This window comes from Spiroplasma sabaudiense Ar-1343, from assembly GCF_000565215.1.
Taxonomy (GTDB): domain Bacteria; phylum Bacillota_I; class Bacilli_A; order Mycoplasmatales; family Mycoplasmataceae; genus Spiroplasma_B; species Spiroplasma_B sabaudiense.
The window spans coordinates 330,575-353,765 of sequence record NZ_CP006934.1; the positions used below are offsets into that span (position 1 = coordinate 330,575).

Annotated in this window: 23 protein-coding genes; 22 read left to right on the forward strand and 1 reads right to left on the reverse strand. The window is 28.5% G+C overall.

Annotated features, from left to right (window positions below; genetic code table 4):
- Nucleotides 1–8 precede the first annotated feature (8 nt).
- The 11 genes from SSABA_RS01575 to SSABA_RS01625 all read left to right on the forward strand — a co-directional run bounded on the left by SSABA_RS01575 (nucleotide 9) and on the right by SSABA_RS01625 (nucleotide 13,310).
- Nucleotides 9–311, forward strand: coding sequence for an MMB_0454 family protein (locus SSABA_RS01575; RefSeq protein WP_025250847.1), 303 nt, complete (start codon nucleotides 9–11; stop codon nucleotides 309–311).
- Between the two features lie 103 nt (nucleotides 312–414).
- Nucleotides 415–2,241, forward strand: coding sequence for a hypothetical protein (locus tag SSABA_RS01580; protein WP_025250848.1), 1,827 nt, complete (start codon nucleotides 415–417; stop codon nucleotides 2,239–2,241).
- Nucleotides 2,242–2,289: 48 nt separating this feature from the next.
- On the forward strand, nucleotides 2,290–3,096 hold the full coding sequence (locus tag SSABA_RS01585) for a hypothetical protein (protein WP_025250849.1): 807 nt from the start codon (nucleotides 2,290–2,292) through the stop codon (nucleotides 3,094–3,096).
- A gap of 21 nt (nucleotides 3,097–3,117) precedes the next feature.
- Complete coding sequence (locus tag SSABA_RS01590) at nucleotides 3,118–4,308, forward strand: hypothetical protein (protein WP_025250850.1); 1,191 nt, start codon at nucleotides 3,118–3,120, stop codon at nucleotides 4,306–4,308.
- Nucleotides 4,309–4,338: 30 nt separating this feature from the next.
- A complete protein-coding gene (locus SSABA_RS01595; protein ID WP_025250851.1) occupies nucleotides 4,339–5,274 on the forward strand; it encodes a hypothetical protein in 936 nt (311 codons plus the stop codon).
- Nucleotides 5,275–5,332: 58 nt separating this feature from the next.
- Nucleotides 5,333–6,625 (forward strand): trigger factor, encoded by a 1,293-nt coding sequence (gene tig, locus SSABA_RS01600; RefSeq protein WP_025250852.1) that lies wholly within the window; start codon nucleotides 5,333–5,335, stop codon nucleotides 6,623–6,625.
- Nucleotides 6,626–6,750: 125 nt separating this feature from the next.
- Nucleotides 6,751–9,132 carry an endopeptidase La gene (gene lon, locus SSABA_RS01605; protein ID WP_025250853.1) on the forward strand — a complete coding sequence of 794 codons (2,382 nt, stop codon included), beginning with the start codon at nucleotides 6,751–6,753 and terminating at the stop codon, nucleotides 9,130–9,132.
- Nucleotides 9,133–9,315: 183 nt separating this feature from the next.
- Entirely contained in the window at nucleotides 9,316–10,563 is a 1,248-nt protein-coding gene (locus SSABA_RS01610) for a replication-associated recombination protein A (RefSeq protein WP_025250854.1), read from the forward strand.
- Between the two features lie 17 nt (nucleotides 10,564–10,580).
- Entirely contained in the window at nucleotides 10,581–11,330 is a 750-nt protein-coding gene (locus SSABA_RS01615; protein WP_025250855.1) for a hypothetical protein, read from the forward strand.
- A 10-nt stretch (nucleotides 11,331–11,340) separates the two neighbouring features.
- Nucleotides 11,341–12,816, forward strand: a complete 1,476-nt coding sequence (locus tag SSABA_RS01620) for a hypothetical protein (RefSeq protein ID WP_025250856.1) — start codon at nucleotides 11,341–11,343, stop codon at nucleotides 12,814–12,816.
- A complete protein-coding gene (locus SSABA_RS01625; protein ID WP_025250857.1) occupies nucleotides 12,816–13,310 on the forward strand; it encodes a hypothetical protein in 495 nt (164 codons plus the stop codon). The genes SSABA_RS01620 and SSABA_RS01625 overlap by 1 nt, the downstream gene beginning before the upstream one ends.
- Before the next feature lie 7 nt (nucleotides 13,311–13,317).
- On the opposite strand, the gene SSABA_RS04930 is transcribed toward SSABA_RS01625, so the two are convergent.
- Nucleotides 13,318–13,755, reverse strand: coding sequence for a DUF192 domain-containing protein (locus tag SSABA_RS04930; protein WP_025250858.1), 438 nt, complete (start codon nucleotides 13,753–13,755; stop codon nucleotides 13,318–13,320).
- 72 nt (nucleotides 13,756–13,827) lie between these two features.
- Between SSABA_RS04930 and SSABA_RS01635 the strand changes: the two genes are divergently transcribed.
- The 11 genes from SSABA_RS01635 to SSABA_RS01685 all read left to right on the forward strand — a co-directional run bounded on the left by SSABA_RS01635 (nucleotide 13,828) and on the right by SSABA_RS01685 (nucleotide 23,181).
- Nucleotides 13,828–14,385 (forward strand): DJ-1 family glyoxalase III, encoded by a 558-nt coding sequence (locus SSABA_RS01635; RefSeq protein ID WP_025250859.1) that lies wholly within the window; start codon nucleotides 13,828–13,830, stop codon nucleotides 14,383–14,385.
- A gap of 66 nt (nucleotides 14,386–14,451) precedes the next feature.
- Nucleotides 14,452–16,467, forward strand: coding sequence for a cysteine peptidase family C39 domain-containing protein (locus SSABA_RS01640; RefSeq protein WP_025250860.1), 2,016 nt, complete (start codon nucleotides 14,452–14,454; stop codon nucleotides 16,465–16,467).
- A gap of 2 nt (nucleotides 16,468–16,469) precedes the next feature.
- Nucleotides 16,470–16,823: a hypothetical protein gene (locus tag SSABA_RS01645; protein ID WP_025250861.1), complete on the forward strand. Its 354-nt coding sequence runs from the start codon at nucleotides 16,470–16,472 to the stop codon at nucleotides 16,821–16,823.
- A gap of 25 nt (nucleotides 16,824–16,848) precedes the next feature.
- Nucleotides 16,849–17,349 (forward strand): rRNA maturation RNase YbeY, encoded by a 501-nt coding sequence (gene ybeY / locus SSABA_RS01650; RefSeq protein WP_025250862.1) that lies wholly within the window; start codon nucleotides 16,849–16,851, stop codon nucleotides 17,347–17,349.
- A gap of 4 nt (nucleotides 17,350–17,353) precedes the next feature.
- Entirely contained in the window at nucleotides 17,354–17,761 is a 408-nt protein-coding gene (locus SSABA_RS01655; RefSeq protein WP_025250863.1) for a diacylglycerol kinase family protein, read from the forward strand.
- A 7-nt stretch (nucleotides 17,762–17,768) separates the two neighbouring features.
- A complete protein-coding gene (gene cdd, locus SSABA_RS01660) occupies nucleotides 17,769–18,170 on the forward strand; it encodes a cytidine deaminase (protein WP_025250864.1) in 402 nt (133 codons plus the stop codon).
- 18 nt (nucleotides 18,171–18,188) lie between these two features.
- Nucleotides 18,189–18,863 (forward strand): hypothetical protein, encoded by a 675-nt coding sequence (locus SSABA_RS01665; RefSeq protein WP_025250865.1) that lies wholly within the window; start codon nucleotides 18,189–18,191, stop codon nucleotides 18,861–18,863.
- 22 nt (nucleotides 18,864–18,885) lie between these two features.
- A complete protein-coding gene (locus SSABA_RS01670; protein WP_025250866.1) occupies nucleotides 18,886–20,037 on the forward strand; it encodes a hypothetical protein in 1,152 nt (383 codons plus the stop codon).
- A gap of 9 nt (nucleotides 20,038–20,046) precedes the next feature.
- Nucleotides 20,047–20,952, forward strand: a complete 906-nt coding sequence (gene era / locus SSABA_RS01675) for a GTPase Era (RefSeq protein WP_025250867.1) — start codon at nucleotides 20,047–20,049, stop codon at nucleotides 20,950–20,952.
- Complete coding sequence (recO, locus tag SSABA_RS01680; RefSeq protein ID WP_025250868.1) at nucleotides 20,952–21,722, forward strand: DNA repair protein RecO; 771 nt, start codon at nucleotides 20,952–20,954, stop codon at nucleotides 21,720–21,722. The genes era and recO overlap by 1 nt, the downstream gene beginning before the upstream one ends.
- Nucleotides 21,723–21,813: 91 nt before the next feature.
- Nucleotides 21,814–23,181, forward strand: a complete 1,368-nt coding sequence (locus tag SSABA_RS01685; RefSeq protein WP_025250869.1) for a glycine--tRNA ligase — start codon at nucleotides 21,814–21,816, stop codon at nucleotides 23,179–23,181.
- The last annotated feature ends 10 nt before the right edge of the window (nucleotides 23,182–23,191 follow it).

Below are 23,191 nucleotides of genomic sequence, written 5' to 3' on the forward strand. Positions count from 1 at the left end.
TAGATAAAATGTATATTCAAATTGAACGTAATAATCGCGGACTGCTAATGGTTGATAAAAATGTTATAAACAAGCTAATTTTATTTGGAATTGTAACTCAAATTGATAAAGATGTTAAAGTTGAGGTTAAAACTTGAATTCATCAAGAAAACGGTTTTTTTGCCCTAGTAGAGTTTTATATTTCAAATTCTGAAGAAGTGAGTATTAACGAAAAAGAAATAACAGCAACAATCAATGAAGTAATTGATCAAACCCTAAACTTAAAACCAAAAAATATATCATATGCTTATATTCATAAAAATAAAAAGTAAAAACATTGCTTTTTATTTTTTTATGTAGTAATATATATGGCTTTCAATTTGTCTTAAATTGGTGTATAATAATAAAGAATTTATAAAATAATGGAGGTAACCAATGTCGAAGGAACTAAAGAAAGATAAAATCAACTACAATGATAGTTTGGGTGAAGAAAGCGAGAGCAAATTAGAAAGTAGAACGTTTGATTTTAGCCAGAACTCTGTTGATTGAATTTATGAAGAAAAATTAGACTCGGATGTTAACTTCCAAAAATTGATTAAATTCTTTGATAGAATTATGCAATTAGAAGAAAGTGATCCAAGAAGAGAAAGTCTTGTTTCAATGTGAGTTGAAGAAATTAACAAACTTTATAACAAGCATGTGCAAAATTTATCAAATTTAGGTAAATCTTCAAAAGGCAATATTAAAAAATCTGAGCCAATAAATCAAAATAAGAGTAATATCGATGGCTGAAAAGAACGTTTAAATATAAAAGACCGCTCAAGTAGTACCGAAAGTATGCGTGAGCAATTAATGCGAAAACTTAACTCAAGCGAATTACTTTCTGGAAGAGATACAAAAGAAGATATTATGTACCGTGCAGGTCAAACAGGGGAAAGAAAAGAAGTTAAACTAAGTTATATTGCAAAAGGTCGCAACGCAGTTGAAGAAGGAATAAACGAAATCGATAACATACTTTATGATATTGAAAATACTGCTGAGTTTGAAGGGCCTGGAAGTATTTTGAATAATAGCATAAAAGCCGAGCGAGATTATTCTTCTGCAGTTGGCTTTACTGTTGACTTAGATGAAGTTGCTAGAGAAAAAGCTGAGGATGAGTTTAATTTTGACGGTGATTCAGCAAATCCAAGTGAAGTTGAAATAACTGGAGATGTAAAGGAATTTGAAGAAATAGATTTCTCTCAAATTAAATCTCCAGTTTCAAAAACTATTGATGGTTTGGATTTGACAAACGCAATTGACATTAACTACGAAACAATTGAATTTAATGAAGAAGAAATTCCAGAGCCTATTTTTACTAAAACTTCTGACCCAACATTACAAGAAATTCGTTATCAAGAAAACGAATTTGACATTGAAAAACGAGAAGAAGAGTATTCAAAAATCAATCCAGAAAAACGTAATATCTTAGATAAAAGTGATTTTGCATTTTTTGATAGGGATAAAGACGCAACTATTGACAAATCATTTAATGCCTTTCAACATGACTTTGATCATCAAAAACCATTTCACGAAATTAAGCCAGTTGGAAGTTATGGAATGATTTATGACTCTGCAAAGCAACCATCAATGCATAATTTGATAAATGAATACAAAAAAGATAACGAAGTTATGGATGAAATGAACGACAAAATTGAATTTTTACGAGACTTGCGTAATGAGCGCAAACATCGTGTCAATTTAATGCACATTGAACGAAATAATAGTTATATTGTTGCAAGAGCAAACCGCCTTCGAGAAAATCGTGAAAAAAATCGCTTAAAACAACAAGAAGCGATTAATTTAAAAGCGCTTGAGCGTCAAGAACGTTTAAGAAGACTTCAAGAACGTCAAAAGTTAATTCAGTTAATGAAAGAACGTCAAATGAAACGTTCTGAAGAAAAACGAGTAGCTTCGATTTTACAGCTAGAACGTGAACGTAGACTAGCTAAGAACGCCAAATATCGAGATGAAATTGCAAGTATTGATGCTCAAATTCGTCACGAACAAGAAATGATCAAGAATACAGAATTAAAGATGAAATCATATTTCACAAAAACTTCGGATCCAAAATTATTTGATGAATCTTTAAAAATTGCTAGAGAGTTTTCAAAATATGCTGTTAGTGATGAGAAAATCATCGCCTTACAAAAAATGGAAGAAGACAAGCGCCAAAAACGAATTGAAAGATTGAGTAAAAAATTTACAAAAAATAAAAAATAATTTATTTAGCGCTTAATGTTTTCATCTCAATAAAAACGAGGTGTAGTTGTGAAAGTAAAAAAAGTTACTTTTCTAGAAAATCAACAAGTGAACAGTAGAACAATTGCTCGTATTGCTGGAATTAGAATTAGTTCCAATAATGATAAGCCAAAAACCATTGCAAAACCTACAGTTCATAGCGCTGTTGCAAAGAGACAAATGGTTGAGAAAAATAACGGCAAAAGTTTTACTGAACAATTTTACGATTCTAAAATTTATTCAAATATTATGAAATTGAAATATCGAGGAAAAGAATTTAAATTAGTAGTTCCAGTTTTTGATCGATCAAAAAGTTTACTTGGAATTGATATCATAAACCGATCTCCTAAAATCAAAAAATTTTCAAAAGATCAGTTGGGACCAACCAGGACAATTTTGATACCTGAAAAAGTAGTTTCTTCAGAGCAAAAAATTTTAGCCCGCCATAAAGAGCTTTATAGCAGAAAAAATAACGATTTTTTTCAAGAAAATAATTTTAAGCCTAATTTTGATCTGAATCAAGTAGCCAAACAATTAGCAGAAGACAACTTTAATTCTGTAAAAGAACGAGCATTAAAGTTCAATAAAAAAGTAAGAGATGTTCTTGAAAGCAATTCGGATTTGGAAGTTAGTGAAAATTACTTCGAGTTATCAAACGAAGAAAATTTAAAGGCCAAAGTGCAAAAGAAACTTTTAAATATAAAAAATAAAATAAATTATCAAGATACTGGTATTGAAAATAGTGAAAAACAAAATCGTATTGGTTGAGTTGAGAAGATTTTAGCTGAAGCAGATGAATCCGATCAAGTTGATTTATCAAAAAGACCTGAACTATAGTTCAAAGATATTGGAGGAAATATGGGAAATAAGGATTTTAAAACAAATGATTTTTCATTACTAAGTACTGGTACAAAAATTAGAATAAAAAGTTTAATCGAGAAAAGACTAACAATGCAAACTATTGCCTTGTTTGCTCAAGAATATGAATCTCTTGATTTTGAAACTCGTAAACAGATAAATCATTATATAAAATTTTTAATTGAGTTAGAAGTTGAAGAATTTATTAAAGAAGTTGAAAAACTTAATAAAAACTTTAAAAGTGATGAATTAATAAGGAAACAAATTACTTTTGAGGAAAAACAAAAAAATATCAAGCAATTGCAAAGTTTATTGCAAAATAGCGAAGCCTCAATTTCTAATCGTTATATGAGAAAAACAAAAGCATTTGGAGAAATTCCAAGCAAGTATGAAATTTTAGCAAAAAGAAACTTTTCAGAAAAAAATGATAAAAATATTTTAGAGGGAAATTTGAATGTTAAGACAGTCTTACCCCTTAAAAGTAATGAAAAATATCGCAAGGCTTTAAAGCGCGAACGACTTCAAAACCAAAAGCAAGATGAAGATCGAAAAAAATTCTTTTTTGCAGCTGACGTAAAAGATGAAAAAAAAGTAATTACAATTATTTCATCTAGTAAGAAGAATAAAATCACACTAACAGAAGCAGAACGGGAAGCAATTTCAAAAAAACAAAAAGACAAAAAGTCTGCAAAAAAAAGTAATTTAAAATCTGAAACTTCAAAAAAATCAAAGCAAGTTGAACCTAACGTCAAGAAGGGACTAAACGATTTTTCATCAGTGAAGTCTAGAATCATTTCAGATGAAGAATATATTCGTGAGCAAAAAGAAAAAGAACGTTTATGAAACCAAATTTATGGTAAGTCAAAAAAAGATGTAGAGAATCACTCAAATAAAACAACTCAAGAGAGCTTGGAACATAATAAGATTCCAAATATTAGAGCTGATTTTTCAGGCAGTGAATATTTTACTGTCGGAAATAAAAAAATCAGCGTTAAGGAACTGGGCGATCCTCAAAATCCAATGTATAGTTTCTGACAAAAAGTTAAGGCGAAAAGTAAGGCTAACAGTTTAGTTTTCTACTTTGCCTCAGCTGTACCACCAAAAACTCAAATGAAAATTTTGTTACAATATGAAAAAAATTTAGCAAAATACAACAGCCGTAAATTAGCGGCATCAAAAAAGAAAAAGTAGAAGCAAAATTAATAGCGAGGTATTTTTAGAATGTTAAAATCACCAAAAACTAAAAATTGATTTTTTAATGATGGCTTAATTAAACAAATTCAATTTAAGGAAGTATTTTTTAACTGGGAAAAAAACAAGCCATTTTATAAGTGAGAAATCTCTAGAAATGGTAAAATTGAGAAAACTTGAAGAAAAACGCAAAAGAAAAAATTTAAAATTAATGAGCTAAATATTGTTGAGATTTTTAATAAGAAATTTGCTAATTCTAAGTTCAAAAATTTGCAACATTTTTTAAAAGCAAACATGAATGCAAACCTGAGTGCAATTACTTTACAAAGGGTTAAATATTTTACTTGCTGTTTGGAAAATATTTGATTTCAAAAATATTTACCAAAATTTGAGAAAATCAATATTAACCTAGAAGAAATTTCTACTGACTCAAAACTTTTGTTTTATCCTCAGTATCTGATTTTTATTTCAAAGCTAAGAAATTCCATTATTAATAATGTGGTTGAATTAATTATTCCAAGTGTAGTTTCATTTGGGTTATTAGAATCTGAGAATAATTTTAATGTAAAAGAGGAAATGCGTCGTGCCAAAAACTTTATTAAGGTCGCTTTTTCGAATGTTAAAATTGAAACAGCCGAGAATTTTAAAGCTGTCAATAATGAAATTATTAAATTATATAAACAGCACGGTAATGAAAATAATAATAATTTAAGCGATAATTTTTTAACAGAAATCAACTCAAAAGAGGTTTTCAAAGCTAATTTTTTAAGATATGAATTCATCAAAGCATCTAGAACACTGAAATTAAGAACCCAGACAAATATGAAAAAAGCTTTTCAAAAGTATCAATTAAGCCTGGCTAAGGCTGAAATTAAGGACTTAATTGAAAAAAATGATATTAACACTAAAAATTTACATTCAGCTTGAAATATTTATTCAACATATCGCAATGAAAACACCAATTAATTGGTGTTTTTTATCTTTTTTGTTATAATAATTTTTAGTGATAAGAAGGAGAATAACTATGAAATTTGAAGCAAAAAAATTACCTGAAACAGGTCAAGGGAAATGAATAATTTCAATTTCTGGAGATGAATGAAAAGGTTTTTATGAAAAAGGTCGCAGAAAGGCTTTAACAGAGGTTCAAATTCCAGGTTTTAGAAAAGGAAAAGTTCCAAAGGAAATGGCTGAAAAGCATCTAAGCCCAGTTAAGGTCATGAACGAAGCCTTTCGTTCAGCAATGCCAAAAGCGTATGACTTTGCAAAGACTCAAAAGAGTGACATTCAACCATGGGGGTCGCCAAACCCAAACCCAACTAAAATTTCAGAAACTGAATTAGAATTAGAATTTGTTTTTGATTTAAAACCTGAAATAAAAATTGAAAAATACAAGGGTATTACAGGACCAAAAAAAGTTGCTGTTAAAGCTGAAAAAGATGAAATTGCTGCTGAAATAAAAAAATATCAAGAAAGATTTGTTATGGAAAAAATCAAAGAGGGTGATAACGTTGCTGTTGAAGATGGTGACAACGTTAAATTTGACTTCGAAGGTTTTATTAATAATGAAGCATTTCAAGGTGGAAAAGGCCTAGACTATCAACTTGTTATTGGAAGCAAGAACTTCATTCCAGGTTTTGAAGAAGCAATGATTGGTTTAAAAGTTGGAATAGAGCAAGAAATCAAAGTTACCTTTCCAAAAGATTATCAAGCAGAAAATCTTGCGGGTAAGGAAGCTACTTTTAAAATTTCTATTAAAGAAATTAAGAGCAGAATCCTACCTAAAGCTGATGACGAATTAGCAAAAGACTTAAATATAAAAGATGTTAATACTTTTGCGGATTTAGAAAAACTAGTAGTTACTCAAATTGAAAAGGCTAAAAATAGCAATGAACGCAATCGCTTTGTGAATGAAATTATTGATTTAATTAGAAAAGAATCAACAATTGAGCTTCCAAAATCAGCAATTGATCGCGAAGTGCAAAATATGAGAAAAGAATTTGAACAAAAAGTCATTGCTAATAAAATGACTTTAAAAGAATACAAAAAAATTTCAGGATTAAGTGATGAAGATATAAATAATGAAATTTTTGGAGATGCTAAAAAACGTTTAGAAAGTTACTTAATAACTGATGAAGTTAGAAACAAAGAAAAACTGGAAGCAACTCCAGAAGAAATTGAACAAAAATATAATGATTTAGCAAGCCAATTTGGAATAAGTGCCCAAATGCTAAAAGAATCGGTTTTACAAGAATCACAAGTTGCAACAGAAATTGTCAATGAAAAAATTGTTGAATTTATTTATAAAAATAATGGATAATAATTAACTTAAAGCCCTTTTACTTTTGGTAAAAGGGCTTTAAATTTAAATTAATTAGCACTTAACTATTGCAAGTGCTAATTAATATGTTATTATTATCTTGTGTCAAGAAAGAAGGTCTGACTATGAGTAAAATAAAAAAACTGCCACTACTTGTGACAAGGGGAAGTTACATCTTTCCGACATTTGAACAATCATTAGAGATTGGTAGAGATAAGTCTACACTTGCCGTAAAATCGGCCATTTCAGAGCAAGATAGCAAAATATTATTGGTTTCTCAAAAAAAACCATTAGATGATAATCCTAAAATTGAAGATATTTTTAATTTCGGAGTACTTGCAGATATTTCGATTAAAAAAGAGTGAAAAGACGGAACCTCTACAGTTAACATTAAAGCACTGGAACGTGTAAATATTAAAAACATCGAGTTAAATGAATTTTATATTGCAGAATATGAAGTAATTAATTTAGAAACTTTTACCGATGATTTAATCAAAAATAAAGTTATAAAACATCTTAAAAAAATGATTGAATCTCAAGATGAGTTACCATCTGATATTAGTGATGCTGTGGTTGGTAAAAAAGATGCTAACTTAATTGTTGATACAGTTGCACATTTTTTACCCTTTATACCCGTTGAAAAAAAACAACAGCTATTAGAGGAGTTAGACCCCGTAAAGCGTCTAAATATTATTAATGATTTTTTAGATGATAAAAAGAAATCAGCTGATATTGAAACAAATATTAGCAAAAAAATTAAGAGTCGTATTGATGAACAACAACGCGAATATTACTTAAGAGAAAAATTAAAAGCCATTAAAGAAGAACTTGGTGATATGGACGATGAAGGAGACGATATTAAAAAATATCGTAACCGTTTGGAAAATGAACCATTTCCAGAATCTGTGAAAGAAAGAGTTTTACAAGAACTAGATCGCTATGAAAGTATGCCAGCAAGTTCAAGTGAAGCTAACATAATTCGCTCTTATATTGATTGAGTAATGCAAATTCCTTGATGAGAAAAATCAGAAGAAAAACAAGATTTAGCATTTGCAAGAGAAATTTTGGATAAGTACCATTTTGGACTAAAAAAAGTTAAAGATCGTATAATTGAATATTTAGCCGTAAAACAAAAAACTAATTCTGTAAAAGGTCAAATTATTACATTAGTTGGGCCTCCAGGTGTTGGTAAAACTTCACTTGCAAAATCAATTGCAGAATCAATGGGAAGAAACTTTGTTAAAGTTTCTTTAGGTGGTGTAAAAGATGAAGCAGAAATAAGAGGTCATCGTAAAACATATATTGGCTCAATGCCTGGAAGAATAATTCAAGCAATGAAAAAAGCTAAAACTAAGAACCCTGTATTCTTGCTAGATGAAATTGATAAAATGTCAAGCGACTATAAAGGTGATCCATCTAGTGCAATGCTTGAAGTTCTAGACCCAGAGCAAAACGAAAACTTCTCAGATCACTATATTGAAGAAAGCTATGATTTGAGTGATGTTGTGTTTATTGCAACAGCCAATTATCCAGAAAATATTCCTGAAGCATTATATGACAGAATGGAAATTATTGAACTATCAAGTTATACAGAAATAGAAAAACTTCAAATCGCACAAAATTATTTAATAAGCAAAGTGTTAGATAATCACGCTGTTACAAAAACAGAATTAGAATTTACTTCTGAAGCTATTAGTGAAATTATAAAACACTACACAAGAGAAGCTGGGGTAAGACAATTAGAACGTTCAATTGCCTCAATTACAAGAAAATTTGTTGTTAAATTATTAAATAAAGAATTGAAGTCTCTCAAAGTTACTCCAAAAGTTGTTAATGAATTATTAGGAAAACGAATTTTTGATTTTACTTCAAAAGAAAAAACTTCTCAAATTGGTGTTGTAACCGGATTGGCATACACACAATTTGGAGGAGATATTCTTCCAATTGAGGTGAACCACTTTCCAGGAAAAGGTGGATTGGTTCTAACGGGAAAACTTGGAGATGTAATGAAAGAGTCTGCAACAATTGCCCTGGACTATGTTAAGTCAAATTATGATAGTTTTGGAATTCCAAAAGAAGTATTTGAAAATAATGATATTCATATCCACGTTCCAGAAGGGGCCGTTCCAAAAGATGGACCAAGTGCTGGAGTTACATTAACTACTGCAATTATTAGTGCCTTGACAAATCGACCAGTTTCAAAAGAGATTGGAATGACTGGTGAAATTACTCTTCGAGGATTGGTATTTCCAATCGGGGGATTAAGAGAAAAATCAATTTCAGCACATCGTAGTGGTCTTAAAAAAATCCTAGTACCAATAAAAAATTTAAAGGATTTAGAAGATATCCCTGATGAGGTTAAAGCAGAACTTGAAATAATTGGAACTGAAAAATACGAAGATGTTTTTGAACATGTTTTTTCAGAAAAACCAAAAAAAATAACTCATAATCTTCCGATCACCTCAAAACCAGATGATGCTAAAAAAACAAACTCAAAAGTAAATTAATATCCTAAATAATAAAAAAATTTAAAATTGGCTTCATGCCAATTTTTTATTTTTGTGAACAACAAATATAAATTAGTTCACAAATTTTTAACTAATTTATTAAATTGAAATCAGATAGGATTACAAAAAGCGTCAAGTTTTGATAACAATATGATAAAATTAAATCAATTTAAGGGGATAACTATGGAGAGACCATTAGCGATTATTTTAAGACCGACCACTATCCGTGACATAATCGGACAATCACACGTCATAAATGATGATGGAATCATCAGCCGAATGGTGAAAAACCAATTTTTAACAAATTTGATTTTTTTTGGAAGCCCTGGAGTTGGTAAAACCAGTCTAGCAATCGCGCTTGCAAACGACTTAAAAACTGATTTTACAATTTTTAACGCCTCAGTTGATAAGAAAGAAAAATTGCAAAAAATCATCAATCAACAAGATTTGGATAAGAAACACATAGTTATTGTTGATGAAATTCATCGAATGAATCGAGATAAACAAGACATTTTATTAGAATTCTTAGAGTCTGGTCAGATTATCTTATTTGCAGCCACAACAGAAAACCCTTATTTTGTTATAAACCCCGCAATCAGAAGTCGTTGCAACTTAATTAGTTTAGAAGTAATAAATGATAAAGAAATGTATCAAGGTTTAAAAAAGATCATCAAAAACTTAGAACACAAATTAGAAATTGATGATGAGGCCATTAAGTATTTGGCAGAACTTGCTAGTGGAGATTTGCGAACCGCAATCAATTGGGTTGAAATTTTAATGAAGCTATATCGCGAGGACAAAATAACTATTAATACAATTGCCAAAATTATTCCTGATGCGAAATCTAGAGGTAGTGGCTATGGTGAGGAGTTTCATGATTTAAAATCAGCCTTGCAAAAATCAATTAGAGGAAGTGATGTGAATGCGGCTTTACATTATTGAGCGAGATTAATGGCCCTTGGCGACTATGAAACTTTGATGCGCCGGATGTTAATAATGGCATATGAAGATATTGGTCTTGCTAACCCGACTATTCCCCCAAGAATTTTTCATGCAATTCAGAGTTTTCGTCAAGTTGGAATGCCAGAAGGGCGGATAATTTTAGGACTAGCAATTGTTGAGATGGCTTTATCAGAGAAATCAATATCAGCATATAATGCTGCTGAAATGGCTTTAAATGACGTTAAAAATGGTATTTGCCCGCCAGTTCCAAAACTATTAAAAGATACTAGTTATAAGTCAGCAACAAAGTTAGGTTCTGGTAAGGGATATAAGTACCCTCCAAACTACGAAAATAGTTGGGTCGAACAACAATATTTACCTAATGAATTAAAAGATCAAGTCTATTTTTTACCAAAAAATAGTTCAAAATATGAAAAAAAGATAATTGAAATATACAATAACTTTACGAAAAAAAATAATAAATTGTAAGTAGTAGGAGAATTAAAATGAAAGATATTTTTCAAATTCGCTCTGATTTAGAAAAAAACGGTTGGCTCTGGCCACCCAACTATAAAGATATTGAGGTTAAAATTTGACCAAACATTGAAACTTATTTTGATGCCGAAGAAACAGTTTTATCAGCACTTTGAGCCAGTTTTGATCGGTTCGAGACTCCGATGGTTGGAATGGTCTTTATTACAGATAAAAGAATTTTTACGATTGAAATAAATGATGATGCAAAAAGTGATAATGTCAGATATGTGCCAATAGATTCTTATCGCATTGATAAAATTGAGTATAAAAAGGCAAAGAGTGACGACGACTTAAACGAAATTAATCTTTTAAATGATACTTTTGGAAGTGGTGTAAAATTTAAAACTCCAAATCGCAAAGTTGCCCAGCATTTTTTAAATACCCTAGGAGGGGTTTCTGATGTTGAAATTGTTGAGGTTGATGAAGTTAAAAAAACTGTTGAACCAAAAACGACGAGTCAAATTAAAAAACCTGAAGTAGCCAAATTAACAGAAAAAGTTATCAATTTTGAAAAACCCCAGCCAAAAATCAAGCAAAAACCGGCCCCTCGAACTAAGCCAACTATCGAAGAGACAAAACCGTTTGAAAAATCGAAGGTAAAAACCCAAAAAACCCAAAAAACCCTCAAAACCCCAACAAAAAAATTGAACGCAAAATTTTGATGATTTACAATTCCAGTGGCGGTTCTAATTTTAACTTTATTATTAATTTTTACTTTTTAAGGAGGATGCAATGAAAATATTTGGAAAATTAATGCTACCTTTTTTGGTAGTAGGTTCATTAGGAACTAGTGTTTTAAGTCAAAATAAAACAGCCACCCCAACAACCTCAAAAGCATCAAGAGAGGATTTAAAAATAAACTTCTTGGGACTTGTCCTAAAACAATATCTTGAAAAAACCGTAATTGTAAATGAGCAAGCTACTGAAAATATTAAAGAGACTATTCTACCAAACTGCGAAAGTGAAGATTTAAAAGATAAGCTAATTGCAGAATTAAAAAGCTATCAGATGGTTATAAGCATTTATGGAATGAAAAGTGATGAAGAGTTTTTTGCTGAGGCTTTCTCGAAGTGGTCGACGACACCATATGAAATGCGCAATATTAGTTGATTAGTTTTAAACGAATTTTTTACAAAATTTTTACCAAATTTTTTGAATAAAATTGGGGGCGACTATCTCACTAATTTTGATGAAATTCAAGAAACTTTAAATGAATATAAACCGCAATACTTTTATAATACCGATTCACAAAACGTTTCAACGCCAGAAGTTATTCTAGATTATCCAGGAGATTTTGGTTATTCCAACTATAATTATACTTATTCGTTTTTTAAAAATTTTGCAGAAAATGAAATTAATAATTCAATTGAAAAATGCGATTTATCATTGAATTATGCAGATAAAATAGCGAACCTCACTAATAAATGAAACAACGATTCAATAACAACCATTTCCAAAGCTCAAAAAGATGGTTTTGAAGATTTTTATCAAACCAATCCAACTTACCAAAATTTTGAAGAACTAGATCAAAAATTAAAAAAAGCATCAAAAATCAGCAATATTTATTCAGAAGTTGAAAGTGGCATCGAATTAAAAGATACAACAAATCAAGTTGCTCAAATGCTGGGTTGAAATGAAAGTGAAAAGACTAAACTTGAAAATAATTTTTTAAAACTTTTTAACATAATGGGAAAATTACTTGGAAGTGAATTAAATGCAAGTAAGTTGCTAACAAATATTATTGTTTCAAATGATTTGAGCATTGTTAAACCTGCTAACGAAAACGTTATCGCCTACACTGGGGGGACTTATTCTCCAGAATTAAAATCAATAGTTAGCACCAATCAAGTCTATAGTATGAAAACTTTTAAAATGCCAGTTGAAAGCAATGGCAATTTACAACAGTATAGCTCAATGTTTTGGTCAACGCCTGAAAAATTTGCTGTCATTTTCCATGAAACAGGCCATGCTCTAGACAATTTTGCTGGAACGACTAAACCAATTCGTCTTTGAAAAAGTACAATGCAAAAAGGTGTTAATCCCAAAGATATTTATTCAGGAAGTAATATTTTGTTTAATAGCGGGTTTAAAAACTCTCCAAATTCTATATTAATTGTAGTAATTGCCATTCCGTCAATTATATTTATAATTGGTTCGCCTTTAATTTTAATGTTTATTTTTTTAAAAAAAGGAAAGTCTAAAAAATAATGAGTAACAAAATAATTCAAATCAATAAAAATCAAATTGAAAAAATTTCCTTTTTTAAAGATCCATGATATTTGTTTTCGGTTTTTTCAAAGAATGAAATTATAATAAAATTTTTACATTGAGATTTAGAATCTGGGATCAGTCAGCTTATTGAAATGTGCAAAAAAAATTTGCAGACCCTTGAAATAATGATGAGTTTAGAATTTCAGCATTTTATTATTAAGGAATTTAGTGTGTTGCAATTAGACCAAGCTTATCTAAAAATGAAAGAGAAAATTTTTTTTGATGAGAAAAAAAATTTTACAAAAATTTTTACAATCGAGAGTCCTTTTTGAATCGATGCAGTAGTGAATTTACTTAAAATAAAACCAATCATATTTAAAGAAAAAAAATTTATTTTAGAAATTAATCAAGTTGCAAACTTGGATGTCATAAATTTTTGAACCAAAATAAAAACTTCGGCGATTAAAAAAAATATTGAAAATAAAAAATAATTTCTATCTAGAAATTATTTTTATTTATTTTAAGTACATCTGAAATCTTGATATTCCAAAATTTTATTGTTCCTTTTGCTAAACAAAAAGCGGCATAACCATCTCTAAAATAACTACTCAATTTTTGCGGCGGAAAATTAGTATAAGTAGCCAAGACTTCGCCATTCTTATTACAGATTGCAATATCAATAGGAAACCTAAATCCAAAAGTTGTAAAGCCCTTAATGTTTTTAAAAACAAAAGCCTCCTCATTATTGATTCTTTGTTGAGTGTAAAAAGAGTTAAAACGGTCTGAAAAATTATTTATGAACCTAGCTTCTAAATTCATATCAACCTCATTGCATGTTAAAAAATATGAATCCGCTTCCACTCTAGGCACTCTTTTTGATAGTGACCTGGTTTTTTTGCTAGCAAATAGGACTTTAAGGGCATCTGTAAACTTCACAATTTTCACTCCAATTTAATTTATTATACAAAAAAAACGGTATAATTACCATATAAGAAATGAGGATGAAAGATGAAACCAAAAATTGCTGTATTTCTTGCTTCTGGTTTTGAAGAAATTGAAGCCGTAAGCACAATTGATGTTTTGAGAAGAGCTGATTTTGAAGTAAACGCCATCGCAATTGGTGGTGATTTGATGGTCGAAGGAAGCCACAAGATAACAATTAAGGCAGATTTGTTATTTGATAAAGTTGATTTTAAAGATTATGACTGTTTAATCTTGCCCGGCGGTCAACCCGGAACTGACAATTTAATGGAGTTCAGTCCACTCAGAGAATTATTATTGAATCATGCAAAACAAAATAAAACAATTGCGGCAATTTGTGCAGCGCCACAAATTCTTGGTATGATTGGTCTAGCGGACGGAAAGGAAATAACTCATTATCCAGGATCTGATAAATATTTAGAAAAAGCCATTCTAAAACCACACATGGCATCAATTGAAGATGGTAAAATTATTACAGGTAGTTCTGCTGGAGCCGCTTTAAAGTTTGCTCTACAAATTATTGATCATTTTACTGACACACAAAATATGCTAAGAATACACGACTTGCTAGTTATGAATTATTAAAATCCTTTGGGATTTTTTTGCTTTTTTAGATAAAACTTCCGAAATATAAGCGGAGGGAGTTTTAATTTGTACCCATTTGTTCATCAGCAAACACAAACAGATTGTGGTTTTGCTGTAATTTCGATGCTTGTTGAATATTTTCAAAAGTCTAAACTATCAATTGATTATTTAAAATTTTTGTTTAATGCCGATGAAAACTACTTAAGTATTCAAAAAATCGAAGGATTTTTCAATTACTTTGAAATTGAATCAAAATCTTACCACTGCGGTATAAATGATTTAATATTATCCCTCAAAACAGGTCCAGTAGTTGCCCTAATTACAAATTCAAAAAGTGAAAATCATTTTATTGTTATTTATAAACTATTAGGATCAAATTTAGTAATTGCCGATCCCAACGAAGGACGCTTAAGAAAAATTTCGCTAATAAATTTTGAAAATTCATTTTTAAACGTCATTATAAAATTGAAAAAAAGAAAAACTTGAAAAAAGCCCAAAACAAATTTTGTAAATAATTTTAAAATATTAAAAGGTCATTGATTTTTTATTCTATTTTTATCATTATTTAGTTTAGTTTTAGATTTAAGTATAATTGTGAGTAACACATTTTTAAAAAACTTTTTCGATAAAATTTCAACATATAGTGGCAATGATATGATTTCTTTTTTTGGTGGCTATATAATAATTTTTCTAAGCTATTTATTTTTATCTTTTTGGCAAACTGTTTTGCTAAGAAATATATTTCAAAAAATTACTATTTATGAAAATCAACGTTTTTTAAAACTTTTTTTAAGTATTGATTATGAAACTTTTACTAGTATAAATCCGACAAACTGGTATTTAAAATTTAATCAAATTAATCGACAAATAGAAATTGTTGTAATAAGATTTTTTACCTACATTAATAATTTTATTATAATGGTTATTAGTTTAATTTTGTTATTTGGCATTTCTGATTTTTTATTTATTTTTGTTTTAATAGAAAATATTATAATTTTAATTATTTCTCGAACCTACCAGATCTTTAAACAAAGCAATAGTTATTCAATAAAAAATTCAGAGTTACTATATCAGCGCAATATCAAAGAATCAATTGAAGGTTTCTTAACAATAAAAACAAATAACGTTAAAGAAAAAATAAGCAAAAATGTATATGAAACTTTTATAGAAAACGTTAAGCAAACAAAAAAAACGACATCACTATCAATCAATTTTGAGTCATTAGAGTATTTGGTATCAAAAATTTTTTATATTGTCATTTTTTATATTGCAGCGATTAAAATTTCATCTAACGAAATTACTGTCAATAATTTAATCTATTATTCTGTATTAGCCTTTCAAATAAACAAATTTTTTAGCTGCTTGCAGCCGGCATTTGGAGATTTGTGTGATCTAAAAATAATTCACGAGAGTTTAAGTATCTTAAAAACTAAAGAAATGGAAAAAATAAGCAATTCAAATTTTTCAAGTTGCAAAATTGAAAATATTTCAGTTAATGATGTCACAAAGTTTATTAAGGGAAATTTAAGTTTAAAAAATAAAACATTATTTTTTAATCACCATTCTTTGCTGAAGGGTGCTAATGCTTCGGGTAAGACAACACTACTATTGTTAATTTCTGGAATCTACAACAATTTTGTTGGAGATATAAAGTTAAATAATATAGATATTAAAAATTATGAATTAGCAAAAAAAATTAGATATTTAGGGACAAACTGCTATTTATTTACTGAAACTATTTTAGAACTATGAAATAATACTTGAATAAATGACAATTCACTTTCAAGTGAATTGTCTGAAATAACTGATATTATAATCGAAAGTAAAATAAATCCAAGTTTAACTATTGAAAATAATGGATCCAATTTAAGTAGTGGTCAGAAGCAAATAGTTAACTTCATCGGTATTCTAAAAACTGATTTTGATGTTTATTTATTAGATGAATGTCTTAGTAATATTGATGAAAATATCAAAAAAAGACTACTTAAATTATTCCTAAAAATTCATAAAGACAAGGTTATTATCTATTGCGATCACGACACTTCAATTGAGCATCTTTTTAGCAACTTGGTGGTTATTTAATAATGAAAAATCATCTAATTGTTATTTTCATGTGATTTTGAATTATTTTTACAATACTAATTTTAAATTTTTTAGAAATTCCAATAATAGATAACACAATAGTAAGCGAATTTTCAAATGAAAATATTGAAGCAAATTTGTTATTTTCTGTAAAAAAAAGCAAATTTAAACCATTATTTTTTTATTTTTTCAATGAAAAAAAGCAAAAAATAGTTTTCAAAAAATTTAATCAATTTTCTGAAAATAGTTATCTAGTTGAAAACTTTGAATTTATTCAAATTCCAAAAAATTTTCAAGGGTTTGTTAATTATGGTACAGAAACAATCTTAAACTATTTTTTAAATTCAATTTTTTAAATGTATAATAATAGAGGTGATATAAGTGCAGAATTTAAGTTTTAGCAATTCAACATCTTTAGATTTGTTGGAATTTCAATTTTTGTATGAGGAAATTTATGCCGCGGCAATAAACACTCTATCAATAAAAAAGCCTGTTTTACTTAGTGTTAATTTTATTGATAAAGATGAGGCCTTAAATCTAAATTCATATTTTAGGAGTAAAAATTATGTTCCTGATGTTTTGTCATTTCCGGCTGAACTAAGCGATTTTAGCAGTATTTTAAGCGAAGATGAAATTTCAGAAATTGGAGATATTTTTATTTGCTATGATGAAGCTTTGAATAAATCAAAAAGATATCAACACTCAATAAGAGAAGAAATGGCTTTTCTCTTTGTACACGGATTTTTACATCTCTTAGGCTATGACCATGAAAAATCTTCACTTGATGAAAAAGTTATGTTTGAACTACAAGATTCAATTCTTTTAAAGATCGGAATTTCATATAATATTGTTTTTGATGAATTAGATTATTTAAGAGGTTAGTTAAATGAAAAATAGGAAAAATAAAAAAAGAGCCAATATTGGAACTGTTGTTAGAAATAAATTTGCAAATGCAGCTAGAGGAATCAAAGTAGTATTAAAGGAAGAATCGACACTAATTTTTTACCTCATTTCAATAATTTTGGTAATCGGCTTATCTATATGATTAAAAATTGACTATGTTAAATGATCAATTCTCTTACTCACGATCGGAGTAGTTTTGGGCTTTGAATTTGTTAACACTTCAATCGAAAATCTAGTAGATTTGCTATCATTTGAATATAATATTAAGGCTAAAAAAATTAAGGATATTGGTGCTGCAGCTAGCATTATTAATGCAATTATTTCGTTTGTAATCGGCTTTCTAATTCTACTTCCGCCACTAATAGATCAGATAAATAAATATTTATCATAGGAGAAATATGAAAAAAGAAATCATTTTTGAAAAATTAAAATTATTATTAAAAAACGCCTATGTACCTTATTCAAAATTTCCGGTATCTTGTATTGTTTTTTTAAAGGATGGGACCGAAGTTAGAGGGGTCAATGTCGAAAATGCCGCATTTCCTTCAGGTATATGTGCAGAAAGGGTTGCTTTGCCTCAAGTTTTTGCAATGGGGTATAATAAAAATGACATTGAAAGTTTAGCGATAATGACATCTTCTAAAGGCTTTGGTTCTCCTTGTGGAATGTGTCGACAATTTATGTCAGAGTTATTTGACAAAAATGTAGATATTGAAATGTTTAACATCGATAAATATCTAGGAAAATTTACAATTGATGATTTTCTACCTTATCAATTTTCTTCAAAAGAACTTAAGTAAAAAATAAAGGAGATTAAAATGGGATTTTCAAATCAAACAATTGTGACAGATTTACTATCAGCCATTGGATTTATCATCCTTATTTTGGGTCCTTTTTTATATTTGATTGGTTATAATAAATTTTTTAGTAGAAATTTATTTAATTCAGAAGATGGCAAGAAAATATTTGAAAAATTAAAATATGACTTAAAAGTTGACAAAATTGAAAATATAAACAAAAATCGATTTTACAGAGATTTGGATTATGCTCTAACTATTTTTAAGAATTCAATGGAATATAATAAAAGAGATTTAATTTTTTATTTTAATGAAAGAAAAGCTTCCAAGATGCTAAAGTCAACTTTATCAAAAATGGCCTGACTTAGTTTTCTTGTTTGGGCAATATTTTTCACCGTTTCATTTTCCAGTTCAGGTTTAGATATAATTTTTTTTATCTTCAATGGGTTAGAGCGCAATTCGAGCGCAAACGGATATAGTTCAATAGTATTTCTTTTTATAATAATAGTAATATTTAATTCAATTATTTTTACAGCTAAATTATATTTTTTTCAGAAGAAAATTAATTTGGAGATAAAAAAAATTAATCCTAACAAGATAGAAAAGCTAAAAAGCAACTTTGTATACGTTTATGCCGGGGAAATAGGATTATATATAATGGCACTAACATTTATTTTTATTAATTCTTTTTTTTAATATGAGCATTTAAGGAGAAAATATGAGCCAAGAGTTTAATAAAAAATATAAAAATTTTAGTAATATTTTAAGTCCGGTAGGGACAATGTTCACAAAGAGGTATCTAAAAAACAGAAGTGTGAAAATAGCTTCTGAGGGAGACTTTGTAAATAGAGTTCAAATATGTGTACCGACATTTTTCACAATAATAGTTTGCAGTCTTTTATTTATATTAGCTACTTATTATAAAATATCCCTAGCTCTTGAAATAAAAAATATTAATATAGACCAAGATTCTAAAAGTTATATATCTTATCAGATTAAACTTTTAAATGCATTTTTAGGAGTTATTGGATTCAACTTAATGTTTAGTCTAACAATTATGATTTTCTATTTAAATGTGTCTTTAGGTAAGAGCATAAAATACTTTACTATATTTTATAATGTAGTATTTGTTTTTCAAATATTGATAATTTCAAATATAGCTTTTGTCCTTGATTTTTTTGGATTACTTACTGACATATCCTCTATAAAATTATGAAGTGATTTTTTAGTTGAGGGTTGAATTTGGATAGTTGTCATTGGAATTGCGGTTTTTACATTCACACTTTACGGTAAAATTTTTAGTCACATTAATGGATTGAACCGAGAGTGATTAAAGATAAGCATGCTTAAAAAAACTGGCAGTAGAGAAAACGCTTTTATTTTCAAGTTTTGAATCCACCCAAATGAAAATAGAGCAAGAAAGTTAATGATTATTTCAGGAAGTATGTCTATGGTTATGGCTTCGGCACTACATTTAATTAGTGTTTTCATGAAAGTAAATATTAATGAAATGAAGTATTTCTTACTTTTTTTAGGAATTATTGTGATATTTGCCTCTTTTATAATCCCGTATAATAATTTTTCAATTTATTATTTTGGAGCAATTTTATTAGTTTTTACCGGATTGGTAATATATTCATTAGTTATAATTCAAAAAAAATCATTCTTGAATGGAATGCAGTATTTGTATGTCTACTTTTTTAATATCATTATTTGAATAACTTGTTTGTTTTCAAATATAAATATTTGAATTGCAGTATTGAATAAGGTCAAAATTTATGCCGTAGTAGTTAAACCTTTTGAATCAGACGAAGATTTTAAGGAAGGTGTCAAAAATTTAACCAGTCCAAAATTAGAAAATTCAGTATAGGAGAATTTTATGGAAAAAATTAAATCAGGTTTTGTCTCAATTGTTGGGAGACCAAATGTTGGAAAATCTACTTTTTTAAACTCAGTTTTAAAAAGAAAAATTTCAATCGTTACAAACAAAGCACAAACAACAAGAAATAATATTGTCGGAGTGTTGAATAGTAAAAATGAATACCAAATTGTTTTTGTAGACACGCCAGGAATACACGATCACAAACACGAACTAGGAAAATACATGAATAAATCTGCACTCTACGCTACCAAGGGGGCTGATGTAATATTGTTTATGGCCCCTGCAAATGAATTTATTGGTGAAAATGATAACTTTATTTTGCGGGCAATTAAAGAGCGTGAAGCTGATATATTTCTTATTATTAGCAAATCTGATACTGTCAATAATGAAAAATTATTATCAAAAATTGATGAGTGAAAAAAAATTTATGATGGATTTAAAGAAATCATCCCAATTTCTTCTATAAATAACAATAATTTGGACTTACTAATTTCAAAAATAGTTGACAAACTTCCAATTACAGGTATTGAATATTATCCAAATGATGTCTTTACAAATCAACCAGAGAGATTTATAGTTCGCGAAACAATTAGAGAAGAAATATTAATTCAAACGGAAGAAGAGATCCCACATAGCGTTGCTATTTTGATTGAACAGTTTCATGAAAAAAGTTCTATTATCAAAATTATGGCATCGATAGTTGTTGAGAGAGACAGTCAAAAAGGTATTATTATTGGAAAGCAAGGTTCAAAGATAAAATCAATTGGAACAGCCGCGAGACTTAAGCTGCGTTCAATTTTTGGTAAGGATTTTCACCTTGAACTTTTCGTAAAAGTTGAAAAAAAATGGCGTAGTTCGCCTAGTTTAATTAAAAAATTAGGATATGACAAGGATAGTTATTAATGGCCACAAAAAATATTAATGGAATTGTTTTAGGTGACTATCCAATCGGTGATGATGGAAAAATTATTATAGTTTTTTCTATTGAATACGGTAAAATTGCATTAAAAGCTTTAGGAGTAAATAAAATAATTTCAAAGAATAAATTTAGTACCCAAACTTTTTCACAAAGTAATTTTGAAATTTTCAAATCAAATTTTCCAGATAGACTAAGTAAATTGAAAACAGGCGAGCTGTTAAAATCTAATATAAAAATTTCAAGAAATTATCAAAATTATTTGTATGCAAGCTCAATTTCACAGATAATTGATAAAGCATTTGATTTTGGAATTAAAAATGTTCAGGCTTTTAAAATGATAGAACATTGCATAAATAGTCTAAGTGATGATTTGCACCCGCTGCATTATTTTTCACTTTTTATGTTTTATTCGCTGGATTGGTTTGGCGCAAGATGAAATCTGAATCAATGTGGAGTTTGCAATAAAAAGTCTGACTTTATGATGGATTTTGATTATACTAAATATTCATTAATTTGTAGAAAATGCAAATCAAATGATACATTATTTGTTAAAACCACTTTCTTAAAATTAATATTACAACTAAATAATTCTAACTATTTTGATATAAAGAATATAGAAGATTTACAAATTAAGGATATAATTTTTTTAAGTGTAATTTTAATGGAATATATAAATTCAGAAATTGGAATATTTATTACAGGAATTGAAATAATTAAAAATCAAAATGTTTTTCAAAATCTTAATTTTTTATAATAAACTTATATAGTGTTGACAAAACTCCTTATTAATAAGAAAATAATAATCAATGTGTATAGATGTCAATTTATAGTTAAAGGAGCAAAAAATGGTTACAAGCATGGAAAAATTAATAAATCACTTAAAAACCCAGGGTTTTATTTTCCAAGGCTCTGAGATTTATGGGGGTTTAGCAAATAGTTGGGATTACGGTCCGCTTGGGGCTGAATTAAAGCAAAAAGTTAAAGATTTATGATGAAATTATTTTATAAGAAAAAACCATTATAACTTAGGATTAGATAGCTCAATTATTATGAATACTGAGGTCTGGAAAAATTCAGGTCATTTAGGTAATTTTAATGACCCTTTAATCGACTGCAAAAAATGTAAATCTCGCTTTAGAGCAGATAAAATAATTGAAGAAAAATTCCCAGATTTTAACTCAGGAAAATTAACAAATGCTCAATTAGAAGATTTTATAAATAAAAACAAGATTATTTGCCCCAAATGTGGTTCGTTAGATTACACCTCAATTAGAAATTTTGAATTAATGTTTAAAACCAATCAAGGAGTAATTCAAGATGATTCAAGTGCGGTTTATTTAAGACCAGAAACTGCTCAAGGAATTTTTATAAATTTTAAGAATGTACAAAGAAGTTTGCGCAAAAAATTACCTTTTGGAATAGGTCAAATTGGAAAATCATTTAGAAATGAAATTACTCCGGGAAATTTTATATTTAGGACGAGAGAATTCGAGCAAATGGAATTAGAGTTTTTCTTTGATCCTGATGATAAATTTGACTGATTTAATTATTGAATTGAAGAAGTTGAGAATTTCCTAACCAAAGTTCTGGGTTTTAAATCAGAAAGTTATTCTAAACGGGTTCACGAAAAAGAAGAATTGGCTCACTATTCAAAAGCGACAACAGATTTTGAATATAATTTCATTTTTGGAAGAGGGGAACTTTGGGGAGTTGCCCATCGAGGGGATTTTGATTTAAAATCTCACTCAGAAGGAAGCAAACATGATTTAACTTATCTTGATCCGTTGACAAATAAGAAAATTACTCCAAATGTTATTGAACCAAGTGTTGGGCTAGAGCGACTAATTTTGGCTATTTTAACAGAAAGTTATTGTGAAGAGGATATTGAAAACGGCACTAGAACTGTTCTAAAATTACCAAAAAAAATAGCCCCTTTTCAATTATGTGTTTTGCCACTTCAAAAACAGCAAAATGATCAAGCATTTAATCTTTATACTGAATTATTAAAAGATTTTGATGTCATTTATGATGAAACTGGAAATATTGGAAAGCGCTATCGAAGACAGGATGCAATTGGAACACCACTTTGCGTAACAATTGACTTTGAAACAGAAAATGATAATTGCGTAACCATTAGAGAACGTGACTCAATGAATCAGAAAAGAGTTAATTTATCAGATTTAAAAGAAAATTTAAAAAAAGAATTTTTTTAAGGAGGTTTTA